Raw genomic sequence first — 18376 nt, forward strand, 5'->3', positions numbered from 1 at the left:
GTGAGAAAAACAAAAGAGGAAAAGGTTTTTAATATTATCAATTTGGTTTTTATGGTTTTCTTTACGGTTATTATTGCATTCCCATTGATTAACATTGTGGCACTGTCTTTTAATGACCCTATGGATGCTTTAAAAGGTGGCATTTTTCTTTGGCCCAGGAAATTTACTTTCGAGAGTTATCGAACAGTTTTAGAGAATCATGCAATCTATCTTGCATTTGCAGTATCTATTGGTAAGACGATTGTGGGCGTTTTGTTACACACTTTTATTACTGCTATTACGGCATATGCACTAACTCGCGAGGATTTGATAGGTCGTAAATTCTTTGAGGTTATGGGCATTTTAACAATGTTCGTCAGCGGTGGAATGATTCCAACATTTCTTGTTTATAAATCATATGGTTTGTTAAATAATTTTTGGGTTTATATTTTACCGGTATTATTTAGTTTTTATGACGTTATTATTATGATGAATTTCTTCCGCGGTATTCCACGATCATTAGAAGAGTCGGCCGAAATTGATGGTGCAACACCATTTGTAATTTTTGCTAAAATCATTATTCCATTATCTTTACCGGTTATTGCTACAATCGCGTTATATCATGGTGTTTATCAATGGAACGATTATATGACGGCCAATATTTACGTAAACAATGAAAAACTATTTCCGTTACAACAATTATTGTTTAAGATTGTTTCCGAAAACTTATCACCGACAGTAGCCACCGGCACAGCAGTTGTTCGCGATACGACATCGCAGTCTATGCAGCTTGCCACTATGGTAATCACCACAATTCCTGTCGTTGCCGTATATCCGTTCCTCCAGAAATACTTTGTTAGTGGTTTGACTTTAGGAGCAGTAAAAGAATAAAAAATAAGCAGTTTAAGGGAGCAGAGACAAATGAAAATGAAGAAGATTTTGGTTGCCAGCATTGCTGCATTAATGGGTGTTACAGTATTAACGGCATGTGGCAAGAGTAATGAGTCGGGTTCAGGAGATAATCTGCCTAAAGCGAGATTTAAAGCAGATCCCAAAACACCTAGCTGGAAGAAAGATAAAAAGCATCCTGCATCATTGACTTGGTACGTCAATTTTGATTGGTACAAACGTGCGGAATGGGGAAAAGATACGGTTTCTGCGCAGATAAAAAAGGATATGAATATCGATGTTAAGTTTGTTGTGGGTAACGATGACAAACTAAACACAATGATGGCATCTGGGAAATTACCTGATTTGATGACTTTTGATCGTAATTTAGCTGTTGCCAAAGATGCTAAGAAATTTGCGCTACCATTGAACAAATTATCAGATAGATATGATCCATATTTTGAGAAGAGTGCTGCAAAACCAGGAACGCTAAAATGGTATACGGAATCAGATGGTAATATTTATGGATATCCAAGCTTTTCAACGGATGCGGCTGACTACAAGGCAGGAAATGTTGTGGGAGATCAGGCATTTATCGTTCGTAAAGATATTTATGAAAAGATCGGCAAGCCAGATATGACTACACCTGAGGGCTTCTTAGATGCACTTCGTCAAGCAAAGGAAGTTTCACCAAAAACTGATAATGGGACTGCGGTCGTACAGTTTGCAGCAACGGCCTTAGATATTCAAAATGGCGGTGATGGTGCTTTTGGGAATACGCTACAAGACTTTTTGAATATTCCAGTCACAAAGAATGGTAAATGGTATGATCGCGATTCTGATCCACAGTATATAGCTTGGTTAAATATATTCCGGCAAGCATATAAAGAAGGATTAATGTCTAACGGTCAGTTTGCAGATAATGACAATACGATGAAAGAAAAATTAAGCCAAGGAACATATTTCGCCTATCTACACTCAAATGTTAAAGGCTTGAATGAATTTATGGGTGATAATAACACGCGTAATGCCAAAGAAACATATATTGCTGTTGATGGGCCTAAGAACAGCAAAGGCCAAGATCCAAAATTCGCCGGTGGTTCTATTAGTGGTTGGACGAATACATTTATTACTAAGAATACCAAGGAACCACAAAAAGCAATGGAATTATTAACATACCTTGCATCAAAATATGGCACAATGGTCACTACATTTGGTGTTGAAGGCAAGACTTATGAAATGAATAATGGTAAGGCTCAATTTACTGAAGATATTGAAAAATTACGAAATACTGATGTTGCTACTTATGATAAGAAACAAGGTATGGGTAGTTATTGGGAAGTTTCTAACGATCCTTATGCAATTTCAAAGGGTGAAACGCCAGCAAATACGATTTTACAAATGGTTCAATGGTCAAGTGATAAACTAGCACCACGTTTTGAAATTGAAAATATTGATCCAACACCAGGGACATCTTTAGCACGTAATTTAACGGCACTTAACACGGATCGGGTTCAAACAATGGTTAAGGTCTTAAAGGCTTCTGATGACAAGGAAGGTCAAAAAATTTGGAAAGAGTATTTAACCCGTCGCAAGAATAATAACTGGGATAAAATTGTTCAAACGCGTAATGATCAAGTTGCAAAGAACATTAAAAAATTAAAATAAGAATTAAGTAGAGGTATTAGTATGTTGCGAATAGACAGTAAATTTTATAATGGGATGGTCGCAATTTATCGGTTACTAGTTCTAAATGTGCTAGTTATAGTTTTTAGTTTACCTGTTATAACAATCGGTGCTTCGTTGAGTGCATTCTATACGGTCTTATCTGCTGATCAGGCACGAGGATTTATTCGATTATTTATTGAATCATTTAGAGAGTCCTTTGCCAAAACGTTGCTACCATTTGGATTTACCTTGATGTCTATTATTTTTGCAATTTTACTTTATCACTCTACCACGCAACAAAGTAATTTTTTTAATTTAATGCGGATGATTTTTATCAGCTTCCTAATTTGCTATAACTTGAATGTTTATATTATTCAAAGCTATCTAAAGACGAGATATGTGTACCAACTTTTAAGAACTAGTTTCGTTTTTACTGCGCTAACTCTAATGAGAACGATTTTGTATCCGGCATTGATCACAATTGCTGCATGGCTGATGGTCAAATATCTTGGAGAGTTTATTATCGTTATTATATTTGCGGCGTTCTTGGCAATCTATTTTCAACTTATTAAGAAGCCCTTAGTAAAATATTTAAGTATATCGTAATGAATAATTTTTAATACGTATTGAATCTGATAATAATTATGAATGTTGAAAGCTCTATATAATTCAACCTTGAATTATATAGAGCTTTTACTAAAGTTTCGATCATTATTTTAGTGAAAGTATATTTGTGAAAGAGATTATGTAGGAAACTATATTCTGTTGGCGATAATTACTATAAGTTGGTGGTTGGTTTGCCGAATGGTGGAATTGACGGTTAGCGAATGGTAGTATTAATAGGTGGATGACGGCCTATTGGCTGTCATTTTCTATATTTATTGGTTACTTTCGGATCCAAAAAATAAGGGTCATGAATAGTAGGATATTATACAGAATGAGTGATGTTTAGTGAATAATTTAAATAGAAAAATAACGATTAAAGATGTTGCTAAACGAGCCCAAGTTTCTATTGCAACTGTCTCAAATACTTTGAATAATGCAGAAATAGTGAAACCTGAAACTCGTGAAAAAGTCGTACGAGCGGCTCAAGAATTAGGTTATATACCTAATTTAATGGGAAGGCAACTTCGATCTGGTGAAACTAAGATGTTGGGAATATTTACCGACAGTATTAGTGGACCATACTTTAATACGCTGATTGGTGCAATTGCTAATGAAGTGGATAGATTAGGCTATGGGATGCATGTAATTGTGACGAATAGCCATAATGCAGTGATGGATTCCGTTTTAGGTGGAATCGTCGATGGTGCCATTATGTTTGAGCATCGAATTGGGCAAATGGATATTACCCAAATAAAGAATCATGGTCTGCCAACAGTTCTAATTGATCGAGTTGACTCTGGTAAGAAGATGAGTAGTATTACATTTGATTCGATGAAGATGGGACATGATGCTACCAAGTATTTACTAAACCTTGGTCATAAAAGAATTGGATATGTTGACGGTTTTAGTAATAATTATGATAGTAATATGCGTAAAGCCGGATTTCGACAGGCTATTAATGAAGCAGGGCTTGATATTAATGATATGCCAATTCTACACGGAATGTATGAAGAAGAAATAGCGTACAATGCCGTTAAAATGTATTTATATCAGACTAAGGGACAATTGGTAACAGCATTTATTGCTAGCAACGATCAAATGGCGCTAGGCATCATAAAGGCTATCCAATCATCAGGCTATCAGGTGCCAGATGACTTCAGTGTTATTGGTTTTGATGATATCGAGTTAGCTCAATACTTCCGTCCTTCTCTGACGACGGTTCGTAATTCAATTGAACGTCAGGGTGTTATGGCTGTTCATGAACTGATAGATATGATTCATGGCGTCGACGGTGGTAAAAAAGAAATTCTGCCAGGTAAATTAATTATTCGGGAATCAACCTCAATAGCTAAATCAGATTGAAGATGTACTTCGTCAAATAATAATTTGGTGGTAGTACTTTGAATGAATATGTAAGTTTTGATATTGGTGGCACAACGATTAAATATGCAATGGTAAATGATACGGGGCAGATTTTTGAAAAGTCGTCATTTAGGACAGTTGATGATGCTTCCGTCTTAATAAAGCAAATGCTTGAGGTAATTAATCAATTTAAAAAGAGACATCAAATTAGTGGTATAGGTATTTCAGCACCAGGGATTATTCGAAAGGATGGCTATATGATAACTGGTGGTTCAATTTCCAGTTTAAATAATTATCATCTAGCGAAGGTTCTGAGCGACAAGGCCAAGTTAAAAGTCACAGTTGACAATGATGCGAATGCTGCGGCAATTGCAGAAAGTTGGCTTGGCGCTGCCCAAAATATTGATAATTATCTTACGATTGTGCTGGGTACCGGAATAGGCGGTGGAATTGTAATAAATGGTCAAGTATACCGTGGTGCGCATGGTATGGCAGGAGAATTTGGGTGGAATATTATTACTCAGCCTGATTTGACTCGTAGTCTTGAAAGCTATTCTCTGAATTGGCGAGCCTCCGTTGTTAATGGCTTAGTCCGCCGGTTCAATGAAAGCCAAAAACAATTTGATGACAGTCATGATGATATAAAAGATGCTCGAATTATTTTTGATTTAGCTCTAACCGGTAATTCTGTAGCCAAAAGGGTTGTTTCTGAATTCGTAGAGGATGCAACGCTGTTGATTATTAACTTATTTGCGAATTTTGATCCAGATAAAATCTTAATTGGTGGTGGCATAAGTTCGAATCCACAATTTATGAATATTTTGCAAGCGTCAGTGGATGAATTTATTCGTCGCCATGAAAGTCTGAATCGTATCAAAAATGATGCTCTTGGAAGGCTGGAAACTGCGAAGTTGCACAATGATGCGGGGCTTATCGGGGCTGCGTATCAAATCAAACAACAAGTACTAAGTGATAAATAAGGGGGTCTTTGTCAAGTCGTATTGGTGAAGATAATATGTGTGCATGGCGGTTATAAAATGTAGGAAAATGGCGGCGTAAAAATGTCGGTTTTCCTACATTTTTTGATATTATGAATCACATTGACTTTAGGAGGTTTTCAATGTGAGACATGATGTCCGCGAAGGAGTGAAACAGTACGTGAATAATGATATCAAGCCTAATTTTACGGCTCTTGGAAGACAGTTTGGGTAGATTATCGTACAGCTAAGAGAGCATATGAGGAGGCCCAAGGGAGTATGACCCTGCCCTTGATCAAATATAAACGGCCTAGCTTACTGGATGGCTATAGAAGCATTATCGAGGAAAAACTAGAGCTACATTGTTCTGCCAAGGCCATTTACAAATTCATTCAGAAACGGGGCTTTCAGGGAAAGTACACTATCGTTCGAGAATACTGTGCCAGTATTCGTAAGGAACGAACTCATAAAGCAACTATTCGTGTTGAACATACGCCGGGCCTATCGGCCCAAGTCGATTGGAAAGAAGAAATGACTTTATACGACAGGAATGGGCAGCCGCACCGTTTCAACATTTTTCTTTACGTCTTACCCTTTTCTAAATTGAAATATGTCACTTTGGTCTTTGAACGCAGTCAAGATACGTTGTTTCAATGCTTAAATGACGCGTTTGAGGCAACTGGTGGTGTTCCTTCCGAAATTTGGTTTGACAACATGAAGCAAGTTGTTGATCATACCAAATCAAGCTTTGGCAAAGCGATATTTAACGAGCGTTTTCGCCAATTTAGCCACGATGCTGGCTATAATCCAATTGCTTGTCGAGTATTTCGTCCACAGACTAAGGGTGTCGTCGAAGCATTAGCAAGAACAATGGAGCGACTTCGCCCGTACAATTATGAGTTTGAAGACGGTGTAGAACTCATTGGTCTGGTCAATGATCTCTGTGAAGATTTAAATTATGAGGTTTCGCAAGCCACCAACCAGGTTCCAATGGATAAGTGGCAGAACGAAGAAAAAGAGTACCTACATGAACAGCCAGCCAACCTGTTAAATCCATTCTTTGAGGAAGATATTACCCGTATCGTCTCTAAAGAATCGATGGTTAACTTTCGTAAATGTAAGTACTCCGTTGATCCACGCTACATTGGTCGCACAGTCGATATCGAGCTGACCGATAATGAGCAGCGTATCCAAATTTATTATAACGGAGAAATGATCCGTTCGCACAATATAACGACCAATCAATTTAATTACGATAAGCAAGATCGTGTCCGCATATTGGGGTCCGACCTCTTAAAGGGACAAAGTGAGCAGGATATACAGGCATACATCGCAGAGCATCTTAGCGAATATGACCAGGTTTAGGTGATGATAATGACTAGTAAATTTCAGGAGCTACTAACTAACTTAGAGTCCCTAGGACTCACCAAAATGGTTGCGTATCTACCAGAATATGTTGACCAAATTAATCAACAACAACTATCGTTTACTGAGGCAATGCTTACACTGACGAGCACTGAGCTTGAATGGAATCAAGAACAATCGATAGAACGAATCGTAAAGCGGGCACACTTTCCGCAGAAAAAGACACTAAAGGGATTTGATTTTAACTTTCAACCCAGCATTAACCAGCAGGAAGTAGTTGGGTTTCAAGATTTGGCGTTTTTAGAAAAGAACGAGAACTTGATTTTTATTGGTAGTCCAGGGGTCGGTAAGACCCATTTAGCCATTAGTATTGGAATTGAAGCCTGTCGCCAAGGAAAAAGAACGCTCTTCATCAACTGTCATGAGCTTCTCCTTAGGTTGCGAACAGCTAACGAGAAGGGCACCTTAGAGCGCTGCATTAACCGTTATGCTCGTTATGACCTTTTGGTCATTGATGAGATTGGTTACCTACCCATTGATCACGATGAAGCTAACCTATTCTTCCAGCTTATCAACGCACGATATGAGCGTCATTCGACCATTATTACTAGTAATAGTGATTTATCTGGCTGGGTAGAAATCTTTCAAAATCCGACCGTAACGGCGGCGATTCTTGACCGCCTAGTTCATCATGTCCATGTCGTCAAGATTACCGGAAAGTCTTATCGACTAAAAGGCGTCGGTTGACCGCCCAAAACCTACATTTTTAAACCGCCATAAACCTGCATTTTATCACCGCCCTTGACATATGGAACACATTTACTTCGGTAGATGTGTTTTTTATTTGTAAAATGTTCAGGTAATTCATGCTTAGTGGCCTTGAATGAAAAGAGAATTTACAAAACGAGTTCTTTGATTTTTACCTATAGTCTTTAATAAACTTGTTCCCAACAAAAAAGCCAGCATCACTGCTGACTTTTAACAATAAATTATTTAGTTTAATCGTGCTCCGACCAACAAATGGCTAGGCGTAACTAATCTAGTCCAAGAACTTGAACTTGCTCCAAGGCTTGATGAAGTCGAGTAAGATCAATTCGTCTTTGCTAATGCTACCGATCTTGTTCTTACGAGTATCAGCATGAGGTTCCAGAACTAATTGCAATTCGTTCTTGTAGATGCCGAAATCATCGTTGCCAATGACCACATCACCACGTTTGAATTCGTGGGTGTTGTCATGAGGCTTGTTAGGAACAGCCTTGTAAGTGACCCGTGGCATCGTTGAGCGAATAACCAAAGTGTTCATATCGCCACGACGGAAATGTTGTGGTGTCAGCGCAATGGTCTTTTCAATATCATTCACTTCTGGTACGAAGTCGATATGGAATTGAACTTGGTAACGGTTCAAGGCAGCCATGGCCGCTAATTCAGCTTCAGAAGCATAAGCATTGCCGATAATCACATCGTCGATCATGCCGGTTGCAAATAAATGTTTCGTTTGAACTTCGATTGGTAAACGGCGATCCATTTCCAAAGTAGGTAAGCCATCGTTCACGTTCCAAGGACCCATGTTCCCAACTTGGCTAGCAACGAAAGCAGCCGTGTGAATGCCAAAGTCACGGAAACGTTTGCTACATTTCATGAAGAAATCATATGGCAAAGCCGTCCCAACTTGGGGATAGAAGTTGTGGCAACCATAAATAAATGGTGTGTTTGCTTGGTAGCTAATAATATTGTTTAAATAATCAACGTTGTTACTCATGTTTAATTCAATGATCAAGCCATATTTGTTATAAGAAAGCATGGCCTCAGTGGCACCGTCGAATCCTTGATCCAAACGAATCCCAGCCACATGTAAATCGTGGAAGAATTCAAGATCATCATAGCTGATTCCTAATTGATCAAAAATCCGTGGGGAAACATCAATGATTGTTTGGTAGCCTAAAGCATTACCAACATCAACAATCTTTTGATATTTGGCTTTCGTTGCTTCTACCGAATCTTGAACCTCAAGCATACTCATGAAAATCCGAGTAAAACCATATTTGTGACCTAATTCGAGGTATTCTTTATTTGCCTCAAAGTCACTGTGGTCAGGATAAATTGATAAACCTAATTGCCGCATTGTCATAAATGACACGCTCCTTTAATATTTTTTGAATCTAAGCATTAACTTGATGCCAGCGAGACCAAAAGATTGCCCCACGTCCATTATTAGTCGAAACGACGATTGGTTCAAGCTTAGAATGAACATTTTGCAATTTCTTTAGCAAAGTTTCGCGGTAAAATGAATTATGCACCAAAACCGAGCCAGAAAAAGCGATTTTTTCCGGAATTGGCTGTTGGTAACGAGAAATTAAACCGAGCACTTCATCAGCTAACGCATTGGCTTGCGTAACCAAAGCATTAGTGGCGGCTTGATTGCCAGCCGCGGCTGCTTGGGCGATTTTAACTGCGACGGCCGCAATTTCCTTACGGCTAAGTTGGTAATAATGTTTCACGGCCTGTTTAGGATCAGTGGCGCTAAAAGCTGGCAATAAAATTGCAGCTAATTCGCTGTCGCGGCCTAAATCGTAATCCTTTAGCAGCATTTTCATGGCTTCAGCGACGATTTGGTAAGCACTGCCAGTGTCACCGAGCAGTTGACCCCAACCGCCATAACGCCACATTTGCTGATTTTGGCGGCCGTAAACAACTGAACCAGTCCCAGCAATCACTAAGGTACCATCGTGGCCTTCCAGACCATTGAGCAATGCTAACTGCGCGTCACTGATGACATAGGTAGGAAGTTGCCACTTGGCTGTAAAATCAGCAGCAACTTGGGCGCCATTACCAGTCGTTTCAACGCCAGCAATGCCCATTAAAATGTATTGACAATCGTCGCGCCCTAATTTTTGCAGTAGGGTGGTAACGACGGTGGTCAAATTACTAATTGTTTGTGGTTGGTCGAGGAAAATATTACCTGGACCACTTTGCGTTTGCGCGAGGATTTCACCGGCCAATGTGAGCGCTTGCCCGACAATGTGGGTGCCACCGCTATCGACGCCAATGACATAGGTCATAATTAAAGTCTCCCTTGCAGAAATGAAATAAAATTTCTAAAAAATTGCTGACTTTTAAAAAGAAAAATAATTGTAATTCGGTCTGATTCCGATAATAAAAGGAATCCCACAAAGTTAATTATAAAGTTTTGGAAAAAATTTTCAATAAATAATTGAAAAAAGTGAATTTTTGTTTTATAAATATAACTAGGATAGATGAATGATAATAAGAGGATAAAAGATGGCATTTTTAAATTTGTATCGATCATCGCAAAAACTGGCTAACCAAATTGGTGTGCAAGCTATTTTACCCGATCAAATTCAAGCTGATGAGAAATTACCAGTGATTTGGTTATTTCATGGGCTGGGTGACAATGGCACGACTTGGCAACGGAAAACAAATATTGAACAGCTAGTTGGGCAGCAACGTCTGGCAGTGATCATGCCAGATATGGCCCGTAGCTTTTACACGAACATGGCTTATGGTGGGGCTTACTGGGATTATCTAACTGAGGAGTTAATGCCACAAATGCGTCACTATTTACCATTAAGTGCAGCACCGCAAGATAATTATCTCGTTGGTAATTCAATGGGTGGTTATGGTGCGCTGAAATTAGCGTTCACTTATCCAGAAAAATTTCGAGCTGTCGCGGCAATTTCACCAGTGGTTGATTTGAGTGTGGTGCCCAGCATTATGCCTGATTACCAGGCAGTTTTTGATGCGGAAGGCATTACGGCGCCAGCCAATCAATTATGGGTTTTAGCACAGCAAGCGGATTTGGGCAAGCTGCAACAACTCCAATGGTATCACGCGATTGGTGACGATGACTTTATGAAACAACCAAATGATCAGTTTAATCAATTTTTAACCAGTGACTTAGGACTCCACGTGACCTATCACACTGGTGCTGGTAACCATGACTGGACTTATTGGAATCAACAAATCGAGCAAGTTCTACGGTGGTTACCGTTGGAACAACAAAAGGGGCACAATAAATAATGGAACGAATGACAGAAAAACGCAATGACGCCACGACTCATATTGACACTATGTCGACGACTGAAATTTTGCAAACTATCAATCAACAAGATCAACAAGTACCAATTGCGATCAGCAAGGCACCAGTGATTGCCGCAATTACCCAAGTTGTTGACACCATCGTCTCCGGCATTAAGCAAGGTGGCCGATTATTTTACATGGGCGCTGGCACTAGTGGTCGGCTGGGGATTTTGGACGCTGCTGAATGTGTTCCAACTTATGGCACTGATCCCGAATTAGTTCAGGGCCTGATTGCCGGCGGTGCTAAAGCCGTTACTGAAGCCGTAGAAGGTGCTGAGGATTCTGCGGAATTAGGCGCCAAAGATTTGCAAGACCGCCATTTGACAGCTAACGATTTTGTTTTGGGCATTGCCGCTAGCGGCACCACACCATATGTGATCGGCGGCTTGGATTACGCCACTAAAGTCGGTGCTCATACCGGTGCTTTAAGTTGCAACGAAAATTCATTGATCGGCCAGCATGCTGAAGTGGCGATTGAAGCGGTTGTTGGTCCGGAAGTCGTAACTGGTTCCACGCGGATGAAGGCTGGCACTGCCGAGAAATTGATTCTAAACATGATTTCTACTACTACTATGATTAAATTAGGCAAGGTTTATGGCAACTTAATGGTTGACGTTAAACCAACTAATATCAAATTGGTTGATCGTGCTAAACGAATCATTCATGAAGCAACTGGCGTCTCAATGGCAGAAGCCGCTAAGTTCTACGAAGCTGCCCAACATCAGCCTAAGGTAGCAATCGTGATGATCAATGGTGACGTCGATTATGCCACTGCTGAAAAAGTTTTACGAGAAAATCATGGTTTTATTGCGGCAAGTCTGCAAGCATTACGCTAATCATCAGGGGGATGGTTTTTGCCAATTGGCGAAGACTATCTCTTTTTTTAACGGCGCGGTGCTGCGGTTTTCTCAGTTGAAGTGGTGGCTACTGGGCGATGATGACATTGTGGGTACTGTAGTTGGTGCTTCTTAATCTAAATTGGTTTTAGGCAGCATGGCGGACAACTCCGTTCCGGCCGGCGGGGTGTGGAACGGTGCCGACGCTGATTTAAGCCTTTGTTGCACAAAGTCTTAAATACAGGTCTTGTTCTAAGTGCTGAAGCACCAAAACGTGTTCAAAGCAGCAAACGGCTATGATTAACTGAAATAATTGCTCGATCTGGTTGCACCAGCTCAAGCAATTATTTGCAGTTACTCTACGCCTAAAGCCCGCTGCTCCTCACACTCTAGCATAATTTGGCGCCTGACACCCCGGCGGCCTACACTGCGTTTTGAGTTGAGTTAGTCTATTTTAGATTGGACAGATTAAGCGGCAGTACTAGCAAAGTTAGCGTGGCTCAGCAACTACCAGTATAAACTAACAGAATGCAGTACCACTGCTAGAAAACAGATTGTAGTACCTAACAAAGCTGCTTGAAATCTGGCTTAACTAAGATCGAAATCATGCTAAATAATCATTAAACGCGCACTATTCAGTTGTTACCATAATTCAAATCAAGTCGATTAATCCCACAACAATTGCCTTAAAATCTAACAACGGTGAAATGTGCTCACTCAACTCCAGACGGAATGGAGGGCGTGGTTGTCAGCCGCCAAATTCTCGTTAGTGCTTCAGCACTTACGAGAAGACCTGTATTGGAGACTTTGCAAAGCAAAGGCTTCAATCAGCGTCGGCAGCGTTCCACAACCAGCAAGCCCGCAATGGAGTCAAAACCAATTCCGTTTCAACACCGTCATCAGGGTTTTAATGGTTTTGAATTTTTGGTTTTGAACTTTGCATTTTAATCCACAATTTGAATATTTCGCGGGACAGTACTTTTTTTGATGGCAAAACTGGTAGAATTAAAGAGAATAATGGTGAGCAAGTAAGGAGCTAGGAAAATGTCAGTTAAGGGTCGTATTTTAAATGCTAAATCGGAATTATCAGCTGCCGAGGTTAAAATCGCGGATTACGTCTTGGAGAATCCGCAAACAGTGATCAAGATGACAGTGACGCAGTTGGCCAAGGCTGCCGGTTCCAGTCCAGCCTCGGTGATTCGGCTAACGAAGCGTTTGGATATTGGTAGTTTTACGACGCTGAAAATTTTGTTGTCATCAGATTTGACTAAAAATCAAGCTGATCCTAAAGTCCACGATGACATTCTTCCCAACGAGCAAATTGGCTCGATCAAAGAAAAACTGCTGACGAGTGCTTTGCAATCGATTCGGGAAACAACTGACCAAGTCAATGAGGATGAAGTACAGAAATTAGCTAAGGCAATCACTGACTCGAAACAGTTGTTTCTGTTTGGAATTGGGGCTTCTTATTTGGCTGTTGAAAATATTTGCCAGAAATGGAATCGAATTGGCTATCCGACTGTTGCCGATAATGATTTGAATGCGTTACTACCAAAAGTGGTGAATGCTCATGAGAATGATATCTTGTGGATCATTTCCAACTCGGGAGAATCGCCGGAGGTTTTAGTGGCAGCAGAAACGGCGAAACAAGCCGGGATCAAGGTGGCTTCACTAACCCGTTTCGGCAATAATAGTTTGGCTAAATTATCTGATATTGCTGTTCATACTTCACAACCCAAGGAAAGTCCGAATCGAATTGCGGCGACGAACTCTTTATTGGCCCAGTTTATGTTGATTGATATTATTTTCTACTATTTTGTTAGTCGTAACTTCGAGGAAAGCGCTAACTCATTAGACTTATCTCATGAAGTGATTCATGATTACAAGGCTAAATTGTGGCATTAATTTAAGATTGGTCTATAGTAAAAAAGGTGGGTCATTGGCTCACTGTAAAAAATAATGCCAAAATTAAATATTTTTCACGGAATATATTGAAATATAATTTCATGGTGCTATAATAACTTTTGAAGGCGGATACAAACTTCAAAGGTTATTATTTTTTTAGCTATTATTTATTAACATTTTTTAGGAGGAGTGATTTTTCCATGAATAAGTTTATGAAGTGGGTCGAAGACAAACTTGTCCCACCAATGGCAAAAATCGGGAACCAACGTCATTTATTAGCCATTCGTAATGGTGTTGTTTCCACATTGTCACTAATTTTAATCGGTACTTTCTTCATGGTCTTCGTTAACTTGCCTATTCCAGCTTGGAAGGCAGCATTAGCACCATATACCGAAATGATTGTTATGCCATACCGGGTTACTTTAGGTTTGATGGCAATCTACGCAACTTTCGTAATGGGTTCTGATTTGGCGAAGTCTTACAAATTAGATGGTGTAACTGGTGGTATCCTTTCATTAGGTGCATTCTTCATGTTACAAATGCCAACTAATATTTTGACACCAAAGAAAGCCCCAATGGGTTATGTTTTACCAATGAGCTCATTAGGTGCTTCTGGTATGTTTACTGGTATTTTATCAATGATCGTGGCCGTTGAAATTTATCGTTTCTTCCAGTCACATAACATCACGATTAAAATGCCTGACCAAGTTCCCCCTGCAGTTGCTCGTAGTTTCGAGGCCTTGATTCCATCCGCCGTTATCATGACCTTGTTCTGGTTGATCCGTGACGTGGCTAAAATCGATGTTAACTCATTGTTACTCGACTTATTCCACCCATTAACGAACATCTTAGGGAATAACTTATTAGGTGCTTTGTTACCAATGTTATTGATTCATATCTTATGGTCATTTGGTATCCATGGTATGAGTATTGTCGGTTCTGTTGTTCGTCCTATTTGGTTGATCATGTTAGACGACAATGCCAAGGCATTAGCTTCAGGTACTGCTGCTACTAAATTACCTTATATCGCACCAGAACAATTCTACCAATGGACAGTTACTATTGGTGGTGCCGGTGCAACCGTTGTTGTTGCCGCATTGTTCTTGATTGTCTGCAAGTCGAAATTCTTAAAAGAAGTCGGCCGGTTCTCAATCGTTCCTGGGATTTTCAACATTAACGAACCAATGATTTTCGGTGCGCCAATGATGTTAAACCCATACATGTTCATTCCATTCAACGTTGTCCCATTAGTCTTAACAACTATTAGTTACTTTGCCGTTAAACTTGGTTTAGTCAATGGCTTCACTTCATTACAAGCTTGGACTTTACCAGCACCAATTGGTGGTTACTTATCAGCTGGTAACGATTGGCGGATGATCATCTTGATCTTAGTCAACTTAGCTGTTGCGACAATCATTTACTTCCCATTCGTTAAAGCATACGACAAACATATGCTTGACGTGGAACAAAATGGTGACGATACTAAAGATGGCGCCGCTGACGTTGCTACTACGAACGCATAATTAAACGAGGTGTATCATGCTTTATTGGCTAATTGTTTTTGTCGCTTTTATCATATTGTTTTATGCCAGCAACCGATTACTCGCGTGGCTGAAAGGTAAAGGGATCAAAATTAATCGTTGGATTTGGGCGGTTGCTTCCTTCTTAGTGATTATTATTCCTAAGTCGATCTTCCCAAACATGAATAATATTGTTCTCGGTGTACTCTATGTCTTTTGCGCAGTTTTTGCGCTGAACTTTATGATTGAACAACACGATTGGTTCGTAAAGTCTAAAATTTAAAGTTTTAGTGATACAGATTCACATCAATCATCCAACCTATGTAGTGACAAAAGAGTGGAAACTTTTGTCAACTAACCCAATGAGACCTGCAGACTCCAACTGCAGGCCTCTTTTTTATAGTTGCTCGGGGCGATGGTCAGACTGCGTAGCGTAATTTCAAATAACTGCCTGAGCGGTGAAACCGATCGGGCAGTTATTTAAATTAGGCCTAGCAGTCTATCGCCCCGAGCACGATTCAGACCAAGTTGTGAGGTCGCCGCACTTTTGGCATCAATAATTACAAAAATAAACGTTCTCTGTTAGCTATTGACTAACGAGCGATATTACTTGACGGTGTTAAATGATTGAGATTAAACTTCACTTATCAGATGGTTTCGGCAGCGGTGTACCCGAGGAGCGGTAATGATGAAACGTAAGCTGGTTATCTTGTGGCTACCACTTGTTCATGCACTGGTCTTGATTGTGGCAACGATAATTTTCGTGCGTGATAATTCGCATATTGTCAGCAGTGGTCCTGATTTAAGCTTGGCTGATAACTTGAAGTTTGATCCCACGAGAATTGGTGAGTATCAACTACGTGGTGATCCGCTGCATATTAAAGATCCATTAGTATTGATTTTGCTAGCTGTGGGCGTCATTTATATGCTGGTTTTAATGGTGATTGTTTTTCGCACACGAATGATTGATTTGTGTTTGCCTGTAGCGTTGTTGTGCCTGCTAATTCCTGTGTTACCGCCGTATACTGACAATGTTATTATGAAGTTAATCGTCGCTGAATTGTTCTATTTGCTGAGTTTGGCCTTGTCAGCATTTTTCCTAAGCGCCTCGGTTAAATTCACTGATATTAATCGCCCACACTGGCTGGTGGGTGATAAGTGAAGCTGACTAGTAAATGTTACCGGTGGGAATTGGACTGGCATTATTGCTGGCTCACGGTCATTAAAATTAGCAAACTTCACAATTTCGTCACATTTAATTCTTTAAAGCGCCATTTTTGCGACACGATTAGTTCATAGACAGAAGTTATAGTATTAAGTATAGAAAGTTAATCGTCAGGCTGCTTCAACAGAAGTCGATTGAACGTGTGCCCACGCGGTTGGTCGCTGACACGATGACTTTTCTAACAAAACCTAAATACCCTAAAAATTGCTAGTTTTCTTCATTTTACTCCTCCCTTTAAAATGAATTAAAAAACCACTTCCTGCCCAGAAGTGGTTTTTTTGTGGTGCTTGAACAATATCCCAATTTAGAACAGTCGTATATTGACCGTAGTCAATCGCACCGTTATAAATGTAGAGTTTAAGATTTTTACCAGGAATTGAGGGCACTGTCTGGCCAGTAGCGACGGTGAGAATACTAATGGGTTGCTCAGAAATCACCGCTTCCTGATCGTCGTTATCGTAACGAAATTGCGCATGCAAAATTTGGTTACCAGAAGAAAAACTTGTCACCTGCGACAATAAAACTTGAATAGCAGGTTTATCACGGCGATGATCCTGAATCTCAAGTAAGGCATCAGTGCCATTATCAGAGGTGACCGTTCCCGTGATGGGTATCCCAACTTGAGAATAATTCTGGACACCATAATCAATGTCATGCGCCTTAGCAGTAATTTCTCCGCTAGTGAAATTAATTTGTAGCGGATTTCCAGAATAAGAGTCTGGAAGATTCATTTCATCGGCATCCTGCCCAACTAATCGTGGTGTGGTCGTGAAATCTAATTCAGCATTATCATTAGCAACAAGATCAATTTCGTAAGTGTGAGTTTTTATCGTACTGAAATCAATATTGGTAATGACAACATCCGCTACAGTAGGGTCATCTTGTACGAAGAGAACTACATAGTTTCCTTCATCCTTGTCAAAAAGATCAACAACATTTTCAAATGGTGCCATATAAGAAGCGTTGCTGTCATATAAGAAAAGCGTACCATTATTGGCTTTAGGACCGATATATTTTGAGAGCGCCTTGATAACACCATCGGAGATTTTAACTTGCGCGGCGGTTGGCTGTGACTCCATGTCAATATCCAAACCATCAAGCTTCCAAGGTGTCATTAATTCTTCAATCAACGCTTGAGCGTAGGCATCAAATTCAGCGTCAGTCGGGAAATCGCCAGCGTATTCAATCTGTAGTAATTTACTATAGTCAAATCCACGAACCAACTTCACACCACGAGCATGTAAATTATCAGCATACTCACCCTTAAGTTTATCAAAGTATGGTTTGGCAAGCTCTTCTTGTTCCTTAGGCACATAGCTAAACACGTTAACGATATTAACCCCATAAGGAATATCGTCCATGGTCAACCAGTTGGGATCAGTGATGCTAGTGTTCACACCTTGCATCGTTTTGTCACGCCAGGCACGATAGTAGACCATGAAATTCTTGTTGACCTGTTGTGGCGCAGTTGTTTGCCCATGGACAGTTTGTGGCTTGCCCATTAATAACCCTAACAGCCCGCAGAAAGCAATTAGGCCGAGTAACCCTTTTTTCTTCATGTTTGGTTCCCCCTAGATGAAATTAGTTGTGATCAGCAGTCTGTAACCGCTATCAATCGCCTATAGTCTAACGGGTAATTCAGCAAGAAACAATGAAATTTTTAAAGGTATTTAATTATTTGGTGAAAAAGTACATTGTCAATATTACCAGTCATTTACGCAGTTACAACGGTGTTATAACGATTGGTTGCATGAACAAAGTATAGAAATGATAGACCAACTTAACTGGTTTTGGTCTAGATGCTAAAACGGCTTTTATTTGTTATCGGAACAAGATTAACAGGTTGCTTAATCAAAATTGGTTCATACCAAAGATAAGAAAGTTAGCGTGCAGTTAGGTCCTAGTTGCGCTGACTATCTGCCAAGATTAAGTCGCCGACCAAAAAAG

General features: G+C 40.0%; 14 protein-coding genes and 1 pseudogene. 12 read left to right on the forward strand and 3 right to left on the reverse strand.

Annotated elements, in window-relative coordinates:
• The 6 genes and pseudogenes from EKM81_RS05990 to istB all read left to right on the forward strand — a co-directional run bounded on the left by EKM81_RS05990 (position 1) and on the right by istB (position 7592).
• Positions 1 to 870 (forward strand): carbohydrate ABC transporter permease, encoded by an 870-nt coding sequence (locus EKM81_RS05990; RefSeq protein ID WP_125649810.1) that lies wholly within the window; start codon positions 1 to 3, stop codon positions 868 to 870.
• A 30-nt stretch (positions 871 to 900) separates the two neighbouring features.
• Positions 901 to 2535, forward strand: coding sequence for a type 2 periplasmic-binding domain-containing protein (locus EKM81_RS05995; protein ID WP_125649813.1), 1635 nt, complete (start codon positions 901 to 903; stop codon positions 2533 to 2535).
• 951 nt (positions 2536 to 3486) lie between these two features.
• Positions 3487 to 4503: a LacI family DNA-binding transcriptional regulator gene (locus EKM81_RS06000; RefSeq protein WP_125649815.1), complete on the forward strand. Its 1017-nt coding sequence runs from the start codon at positions 3487 to 3489 to the stop codon at positions 4501 to 4503.
• A 38-nt stretch (positions 4504 to 4541) separates the two neighbouring features.
• Positions 4542 to 5483 (forward strand): ROK family protein, encoded by a 942-nt coding sequence (locus EKM81_RS06005; RefSeq protein ID WP_125649818.1) that lies wholly within the window; start codon positions 4542 to 4544, stop codon positions 5481 to 5483.
• 142 nt (positions 5484 to 5625) lie between these two features.
• A pseudogene (gene istA, locus EKM81_RS06010) lies at positions 5626 to 6845 on the forward strand (IS21 family transposase).
• Positions 6846 to 6854: 9 nt separating this feature from the next.
• Entirely contained in the window at positions 6855 to 7592 is a 738-nt protein-coding gene (istB, locus tag EKM81_RS06015; RefSeq protein ID WP_031263932.1) for an IS21-like element helper ATPase IstB, read from the forward strand.
• A 292-nt stretch (positions 7593 to 7884) separates the two neighbouring features.
• Here istB and EKM81_RS06020 read toward each other — a convergent pair whose 3' ends face one another.
• A complete protein-coding gene (locus EKM81_RS06020) occupies positions 7885 to 8973 on the reverse strand; it encodes a DUF871 domain-containing protein (RefSeq protein ID WP_125649820.1) in 1089 nt (362 codons plus the stop codon).
• 31 nt (positions 8974 to 9004) lie between these two features.
• The gene (locus EKM81_RS06025; RefSeq protein WP_125649823.1) at positions 9005 to 9904 is read right to left on the reverse strand and encodes an N-acetylglucosamine kinase; all 900 of its coding nucleotides are present in this window, start codon (positions 9902 to 9904) and stop codon (positions 9005 to 9007) included.
• A gap of 220 nt (positions 9905 to 10124) precedes the next feature.
• Here EKM81_RS06025 and EKM81_RS06030 point away from each other — a divergent pair, with 220 nt between their 5' ends.
• From EKM81_RS06030 to EKM81_RS06055, 6 genes are all read left to right on the forward strand, one after another.
• Positions 10125 to 10883: an alpha/beta hydrolase gene (locus tag EKM81_RS06030; RefSeq protein ID WP_125649826.1), complete on the forward strand. Its 759-nt coding sequence runs from the start codon at positions 10125 to 10127 to the stop codon at positions 10881 to 10883.
• Positions 10883 to 11779, forward strand: coding sequence for an N-acetylmuramic acid 6-phosphate etherase (murQ, locus tag EKM81_RS06035; RefSeq protein WP_125649829.1), 897 nt, complete (start codon positions 10883 to 10885; stop codon positions 11777 to 11779). Before EKM81_RS06030 ends, murQ begins: the two co-directional genes overlap by 1 nt.
• 1044 nt (positions 11780 to 12823) lie before the next feature.
• On the forward strand, positions 12824 to 13684 hold the full coding sequence (locus EKM81_RS06040) for a MurR/RpiR family transcriptional regulator (protein WP_125649832.1): 861 nt from the start codon (positions 12824 to 12826) through the stop codon (positions 13682 to 13684).
• Positions 13685 to 13884: 200 nt separating this feature from the next.
• On the forward strand, positions 13885 to 15207 hold the full coding sequence (locus tag EKM81_RS06045) for a PTS sugar transporter subunit IIC (RefSeq protein WP_125649835.1): 1323 nt from the start codon (positions 13885 to 13887) through the stop codon (positions 15205 to 15207).
• Positions 15208 to 15223: 16 nt separating this feature from the next.
• Positions 15224 to 15487 (forward strand): diacylglycerol kinase, encoded by a 264-nt coding sequence (locus EKM81_RS06050; RefSeq protein WP_125649838.1) that lies wholly within the window; start codon positions 15224 to 15226, stop codon positions 15485 to 15487.
• A 402-nt stretch (positions 15488 to 15889) separates the two neighbouring features.
• Positions 15890 to 16366, forward strand: a complete 477-nt coding sequence (locus EKM81_RS06055) for a hypothetical protein (RefSeq protein ID WP_125649841.1) — start codon at positions 15890 to 15892, stop codon at positions 16364 to 16366.
• Between the two features lie 260 nt (positions 16367 to 16626).
• Here EKM81_RS06055 and EKM81_RS11580 read toward each other — a convergent pair whose 3' ends face one another.
• Positions 16627 to 17988 carry an EndoS/ChiA family endoglycosidase gene (locus tag EKM81_RS11580; protein WP_125649844.1) on the reverse strand — a complete coding sequence of 454 codons (1362 nt, stop codon included), beginning with the start codon at positions 17986 to 17988 and terminating at the stop codon, positions 16627 to 16629.
• Positions 17989 to 18376 lie beyond the last annotated feature (388 nt).

Origin of the sequence: Lapidilactobacillus gannanensis (assembly GCF_003946675.1) — a bacterium.
Lineage (GTDB): Bacteria > Bacillota > Bacilli > Lactobacillales > Lactobacillaceae > Lapidilactobacillus > Lapidilactobacillus gannanensis.

Excerpts from the sequence above, each read along its gene's own strand:
- EKM81_RS05995 (WP_125649813.1), top strand. The coding sequence starts at position 901 with ATGAAAATGAAGAAGATTTTGGTTGCCAGCATTGCTGCATTAATGGGT.
- istB (WP_031263932.1), top strand. The coding sequence starts at position 6,855 with ATGACTAGTAAATTTCAGGAGCTACTAACTAACTTAGAGTCCCTAGGA.
- EKM81_RS06020 (WP_125649820.1), bottom strand. The coding sequence starts at position 8,973 with ATGACAATGCGGCAATTAGGTTTATCAATTTATCCTGACCACAGTGAC.
- EKM81_RS06025 (WP_125649823.1), bottom strand. The coding sequence starts at position 9,904 with ATGACCTATGTCATTGGCGTCGATAGCGGTGGCACCCACATTGTCGGG.
- EKM81_RS06030 (WP_125649826.1), top strand. The coding sequence starts at position 10,125 with ATGGCATTTTTAAATTTGTATCGATCATCGCAAAAACTGGCTAACCAA.
- murQ (WP_125649829.1), top strand. The coding sequence starts at position 10,883 with ATGGAACGAATGACAGAAAAACGCAATGACGCCACGACTCATATTGAC.
- EKM81_RS06040 (WP_125649832.1), top strand. The coding sequence starts at position 12,824 with ATGTCAGTTAAGGGTCGTATTTTAAATGCTAAATCGGAATTATCAGCT.
- EKM81_RS06045 (WP_125649835.1), top strand. The coding sequence starts at position 13,885 with ATGAATAAGTTTATGAAGTGGGTCGAAGACAAACTTGTCCCACCAATG.
- EKM81_RS06050 (WP_125649838.1), top strand. The coding sequence starts at position 15,224 with ATGCTTTATTGGCTAATTGTTTTTGTCGCTTTTATCATATTGTTTTAT.
- EKM81_RS06055 (WP_125649841.1), top strand. The coding sequence starts at position 15,890 with ATGATGAAACGTAAGCTGGTTATCTTGTGGCTACCACTTGTTCATGCA.
- EKM81_RS11580 (WP_125649844.1), bottom strand. The coding sequence starts at position 17,988 with ATGAAGAAAAAAGGGTTACTCGGCCTAATTGCTTTCTGCGGGCTGTTA.